Raw genomic sequence first — 5,420 nt, 5'->3', positions numbered from 1 at the left:
GATCCGCGCCGACCTCCTGGCCCGGCGGATCCCGAAACGGGCCTGGCAGAAGCTGTCCGCAGGAGCCGGAGCCAAGGGCCACCGTCACTACGACTGGGCCCTGGCCCATGTCACCGACGAGCGTCCCGGCCACCGGCACCTCCTCGTCCGCCGCAACCGCCGCACCGGCGAACTCGCCCACTACCTCTGCTACTCGACCCACCCGACCACCCTGCAGACCCTGGTGAGGACCGCGGGGCGCCGCTGGACGGTGGAGGAGACATTCCAATCGTCGAAGGGACTGGCCGGACTCGACGAACACCAGGTCAGACGCTGGACCTCCTGGCACCGTTGGGTCACCCTCGCCATGCTCGCCCACGCCTTCCTTGCTGTGGTGACCGCACTCGAACGTGACCAGCACCAGACAACCAGCGCACTGAGTCCGCTGACCCGCAACGAGATCCAGCACCTGTTCACCACGCTCGTCACCCATGCCGCCCACGACATGGCGCACCGGCTGGGCTGGTCGCAGTGGCGACGACGCCACCAAGCCCGGGCCAAGACCGCCCACTACCGGCGCCAAGACGCCCAGCCAGCATGAAGATCACGATCTACGGCTGGAGTACTAACCCGTGCCGGGGCGCCGTAACCGAAGGGGGCACCCCACCGCGCTGATGCGGTGGGGTGCCCCCTTGCGTCTTCCTCGGATCAGGTCAGTCGCGGCCGACGGCTCTCGTCCCAGAACCGGTCCATCGCAGCAGCGGCCGCATCCCCAGCCAACCGCTCGATCCTCTCGGGCACCTCGCGCTCGTCGAGGACGAAGAGCCTTCCACCGACGAGACGGGTGGTCGTCTTCCAGCTGAGACGCTGTCCCGCCTCCCTGGCGGCACGCCGGACATCCTTGATCTCGCCCATCTCCGCAAGATCGTCCGCGCTGAGGATCAGCTGACCGTAGTAGCCCTCGTACTCCGGCTTCAGCGCGGCCCGCATCAGCGACTCAAGCCGGTCGACCAGCTTGTCGTAGCGTCGCCGGGCCAGCTCATCCTTCGCGGGCATCGCACCAGCTCCCCACCTCTGCCCGCAGCGACATGTGTGCCATATGTGTGCTGCGAGTACGAAGGCCCTCCCGTCCGATGGACGGAAGGGCCCTTGACCAGGTGTTTCTCTGTGCCCCCGGCAGGATTCGAACCTGCGACACCCGCTTTAGGAGAGCGGTGCTCTATCCCCTGAGCTACGAAGGCGGGGATCTGTCGGAAAACGTGTCTAAAACCCGGCGCGAATGGCGATGGGCTTCAGGCCTGCTGCCGACAGGGCGGACAGACCGGTGAGGTCTGGGCCACCGCCGACAGTGTAGCGGGTCAGGTGAGATCGGCGTCGGTGTCTGATCACTGGCTCCTGGGTTGTGGGGGTTGGGGCACCGGAGCGTGTGCTGAGCAGACGGGCCCGGGTGAGGCGCGGTTTCAGGTGACAAGAGCAGCCGCCTGGGGGTGCATGACCCGTGTGACGGAGTTGTTCAGCCAGGCATAGCCGATGTAGATGAGGAGGGCCCCATTGGCTCCGTACGCGGGGACCCTTTTATGTGGGTAGCTCTGGTCGAATCGTGAATGTGTGGATTCGCTGTCCTGGCGGAACCCTTTGAGGCGGCGGCCTGCGGGTGTGTCGGGCGGGACCTGCCGGAGATGTTCGGTGCGGTTGAAGCGTTTCTTGCCTGTGGTGGGATCGATCTGGCGGTCATCTTCCGTTTCATCGACCCGGATGCGGAGCGTGTGGTCTTTGGCGCGGCACGGGATGGTTAGGCGGTGGTAGTAGCGGGTCCGCTTTCCCTGGCGGCACTCGAGTTCCTCGACGGGGAGCGGCGTGTAGTGGGTCTGCCCATCGACGGTGATGTGGCGTTCACAGACCCGGGCCTCGGCGACGTAGAGATCGTGTTTGCAGGGACCGTCCTGGTAGCGCTCCAGGGACTGTGGTGGGAGGCCTGAGTGCTGGGGGGTGAAAACAAGCAGGCCTTCGGCGATCAAAGGGGCGCGGTGGGTGCCGCGGAGGGCCGCGTCGTAGGTGGCGGCTCGTAGGCCTGGAGCACGGGTGAGGATGTGCTTGACCAGCCCGACGAAGGCGGCGCCTTCGGCTTCCCGTTCCGGGTCTTCTTCTTGGGATCTGTGGCGGATGGATTCCAGCGCCAGGATCACGCGGCTGTGGGCCCGGTTGGCAAGGCGGACGCCCACGGAGAGGAATTTGTTGCCGTAGACCTGCCTGCCGCCGCCTTCTGTTGTGACGCCAGCGTCTTCGTCGACTCGGTGGGTTCGAATCTCACCGGTGGTTTCGTCTACGGTCTCGTGCTCGGTGTGGGAAGAGGGTGGGGCGGCGACGGTGGCGTCGCCGTGCAGGACCTGTTGGCGCTCGGGGTAGATGCGGCTGGTGCGCTTGCCGGACTCCTTCATCATTCCGTGGTCGAGGGCCTGTTGAATCCACAGGTCGCGGCTGATGTCGCGGACCGTTCCGTGGGCAGGTTTGAGGTGCTTGTGAAAGTAGTGGTTCCAGTTGCTGCGGGAGGGCCCGGTGGGCCTGAGGGCGTCGGCTGCTTCGTCTCCTTGGTGGGCCCGGACTGCTCGGCGTACGGCTTCCCACCAAAGAGGGCGCTGGAGGTGGCTGGCGGTGGAGCGGGCAGAGCCGAACAGTGAGATTGAGCAGAGGAAGATCAGATAGACGACGGGCGGGTAGTGGGCGGGGCGCCCGACCTTCTTCGGGCCGGGCAGTGCGGTGGCGGCGGTATAGAGGTCCGGATTGTTCACCAGGTACTCGAATCGTTCGTCCTGGGCGAGCGGAGGGGCTTCGGGGCCTTTGGGCGGCGGCCGGTCGGTCTTGGCGCCGAAGGCGTCGTCGGGGATGGCGCCGTAGATGTACGTGCGCTGGTCCCTCTGCCCTTTTGCCTCGGCTGTGACGGGCCGTTTGGCCGCCGTTACCTTGCGTCGACTCACGGGGAGGCCTTCCCGTTCTGCCAGGCGAGGCCGGCCAGGCCGGCCGCGGCATCAAGGGAGGACAGGCCCAGGCGGCGAGCGACCTCAGACAACTGGCCGGTCTGGTGCAGGACCTGCCGGGCGACGTAGCGGGTGATGTCGCGGGGCTCGACCTTGCGCTTACGGGTGGCGAGTCCGGCATTGCGGGCGATGTCGTTGAAGCCAGCGCCGACACTGGCCTGGGCGCCGTACCGCGAGGATTTCGTGCTGGTGACCAGCCGGTGCGGACCGTGCCCGGTGCGCTCGAGGCGGGCGGCGCGCAAGCCCAGGACGTAGACGCCCCACTCATTGAGTGGGCAGGTGCGGGGGTGGGTGCGGGTGCCGCCAGCGGTGCTGACTTCGGCTGCAGGCAGGTCGAGGTCGGTGGTGGTGGCTGCTGCGGTCTCCGCACTGTTCAGTCCCGCAAGGAGGAGCGCGAGGAGGGCGGCGTGCCGGGTTGCGGGCATGCCGCGCTCGGCGTGGAACTGCAGGTTCTCGATGTCCCGTCTGGTGAGTCCGGCGCCGGAGTTACGAGGGGCGCGCTTGATCGGCGGAGAGTCGAGGAGCGGTGCCGCCCTGGTCATATCCAGGGCTCGGGCGTGCGCGAAGAGGGAGGCGATCGCGGAGCGGCGCTGGCGGCGGGTGCTGTTCCCAGGGACCAGGGTGATGTTGTTGCGGCGGTCGCGGCCGGGGGCGGAGATGAACGTCTCCGTCAGGTCTCGGGTGACATCGTCCATACGGCTGATGTGATGGGCGTCGGCGTAGCGGTGGAAGCGTTCGCTGACCTGGATGTATAGATCGACGGTCTCGATGCTCATCTCGCCTGCGGCGGCCTTGTGCAGCCAGAGTCGGCTGACTTCCAGGAGTGCCTCTTTGATCGTTGCCCTAGTCACGGTGGGCTGCCGGGGTGAGCGGGTTCCGGGCGGGTGAATCACACGCGCTGTGGGGCGCGGGCGCGCTACGGTGGACGCTGTTCCTCGCCTTGTGTGAGGGCATGCCGAAGCCCCTTCCTACGCGGCCTCGCCGCGCCGGTCGTGGTGACGGTGGAGGTCCGGCAGCACCAACCCGGCCAAGGGATAGTGGGCGCTGCCGGACCGTTCTTTTTGGGGAGGCTTATGAGACGGGGCGCCCCCGGAGTTTCGCGGTGAGTGAGGCCACCGCACGCAAGTGGCCGTGCAGAGCGATCACTTCCTCCTCTGTCAGACGGGTCAGATCCGCCAGAAGCACCGGCGGGAGTAGCAATGCGAGTAGATCGTCATCCGCGACCGCGGATCCGGGATGCGGGCCGGTCGCGGAGAAGCGTCGTGGGGCCGGAACCGTGGCGGCCTTGTACCTGTCCGAGTCCCGCTCCCCGGTCGTGCCCAGCCCGGTATCCCCTGTAAATGGAAGTTCCGGCTCGCTCGAGGACGTGCCGGGCAGGGGGGCTTCCTCGTCTGGGGCATTGCTGGCGGGCGTGCCCTGTGGTCCGGGCACTTCCGGCACCTCGGTGAATGCCACGTCGGCGGCTTTGGGATCTGATCGCTCCTCTGGGACGTAGGCGGCGCCGTCGTACCAGTTCAGAAGTCCGTCGTCGCCGGGCACCACCATGCCCACGGACACCAGAAGATCCAGAAGAACGTGTGCCTGCCGGATCCGATTCTCAGTGGCCCGCGCGGCCAGAAGTAGCTTGGCGACCAGGCCCTCGCGTGTGACGGGGCCGTGCCCCAACCGCTCCCGCATGGCGCGCCCGAACCACTGCCCCCGCCACACGCCACGCAGGGCCTCCAGCCCCGCTTCCTCGCTCCTGGCGAAGCCCTCTCTGTCAGCCTTGGGTGAGACGTCCCGCTTCGTCGGGTTAGCCTGAGAGGGCACGACAGGAGAACCACCCCCTCATGACCAGCACCAACCCCGCCGGACCCGATCCGGCTGCCCGGCCGAAGCGCCGGACCTTCAGTCCCGAGTACAAGCTGCGGATCGTGGCCGAGTACGACTCCGCGCCCAAGAACGAGAAGGGCGCGATCCTGCGCCGCGAGCGCCTGTACCACTCGCACGTCAAGGAATGGCGGGCCGCGCGGGATGCCGGGGCCCTGGAGAAGCTGGTCGACAAGCGCACCAGTCCGGCGAGGCCGAAGAAGTCCGCCGCCGAGGCGGAGAACGAGAAGCTGCGCCGCCAGGTGGAGCGGCTGGAGAAGGAACTGGCCCGGAACAAGGCCGCGCTGGAAGTCATGGGAAAAGCTTCCGCGCTCTTGGAAATGATCTCCGAGAGCGCGGACTGATCGCTGCCGCCGAACCGGTGGCCGACGACGCGTTCACCGGCGTCGAGGGCGAGCTCGGTATCACGGCGGCCTGCCGGCTGACCGGCCGCTCCCGGGCCACCCACTACCGTCGGCTGCGGCCCCCACCGGAGCGAAAGCCCAGAAAACCACAGGTCCAGCCCTCAGCCCTCACACCCGAGGAACGGGCGGCGGT

5 protein-coding genes, 1 tRNA gene and 1 pseudogene are annotated in these 5,420 nt (G+C 67.6%); 2 read left to right on the top strand and 5 right to left on the bottom strand.

What is annotated here, in order from left to right; translation table 11 throughout:
- Positions 1-580 (top strand): annotated as a pseudogene (locus TU30_RS32595) (IS701 family transposase); the annotation flags it as partial.
- Between the two features lie 107 nt (positions 581-687).
- On the opposite strand, the gene TU30_RS32590 reads toward TU30_RS32595, so the two are convergent.
- The 5 genes from TU30_RS32590 to TU30_RS32570 all read right to left on the bottom strand — a co-directional run bounded on the left by TU30_RS32590 (position 688) and on the right by TU30_RS32570 (position 4,823).
- The gene (locus TU30_RS32590; RefSeq protein ID WP_042177201.1) at positions 688-1,035 is read right to left on the bottom strand and encodes a hypothetical protein; all 348 of its coding nucleotides are present in this window, start codon (positions 1,033-1,035) and stop codon (positions 688-690) included.
- A gap of 112 nt (positions 1,036-1,147) precedes the next feature.
- A tRNA-Arg gene (locus TU30_RS32585) sits at positions 1,148-1,220 on the bottom strand.
- 219 nt (positions 1,221-1,439) lie between these two features.
- Entirely contained in the window at positions 1,440-2,954 is a 1,515-nt protein-coding gene (locus TU30_RS37910; RefSeq protein ID WP_234308079.1) for a hypothetical protein, read from the bottom strand.
- A complete protein-coding gene (locus tag TU30_RS32575; RefSeq protein ID WP_042177200.1) occupies positions 2,951-3,865 on the bottom strand; it encodes a hypothetical protein in 915 nt (304 codons plus the stop codon). Before TU30_RS32575 ends, TU30_RS37910 begins: the two co-directional genes overlap by 4 nt.
- A gap of 220 nt (positions 3,866-4,085) precedes the next feature.
- Positions 4,086-4,823: a hypothetical protein gene (locus tag TU30_RS32570; protein WP_052480012.1), complete on the bottom strand. Its 738-nt coding sequence runs from the start codon at positions 4,821-4,823 to the stop codon at positions 4,086-4,088.
- A gap of 20 nt (positions 4,824-4,843) precedes the next feature.
- On the opposite strand from TU30_RS32570, the gene TU30_RS32565 reads away from it, so the two are divergent.
- Positions 4,844-5,227: a hypothetical protein gene (locus tag TU30_RS32565; protein ID WP_042176980.1), complete on the top strand. Its 384-nt coding sequence runs from the start codon at positions 4,844-4,846 to the stop codon at positions 5,225-5,227.
- The last annotated feature ends 193 nt before the right edge of the window (positions 5,228-5,420 follow it).

Source organism: Streptomyces sp. NBRC 110035, from assembly GCF_000829695.1.
Classification (GTDB): domain Bacteria; phylum Actinomycetota; class Actinomycetes; order Streptomycetales; family Streptomycetaceae; genus Streptomyces.
The sequence above is the reverse complement of the archived record's forward strand: the minus strand, read 5'-3'. Positions and strand labels throughout refer to the sequence as shown.

Coding starts and splice junctions, on each gene's coding strand:
- TU30_RS32590 (WP_042177201.1), bottom strand. CDS start 1,035: ATGCCCGCGAAGGATGAGCTGGCCCGGCGACGCTACGACAAGCTGGTC.
- TU30_RS32565 (WP_042176980.1), top strand. CDS start 4,844: ATGACCAGCACCAACCCCGCCGGACCCGATCCGGCTGCCCGGCCGAAG.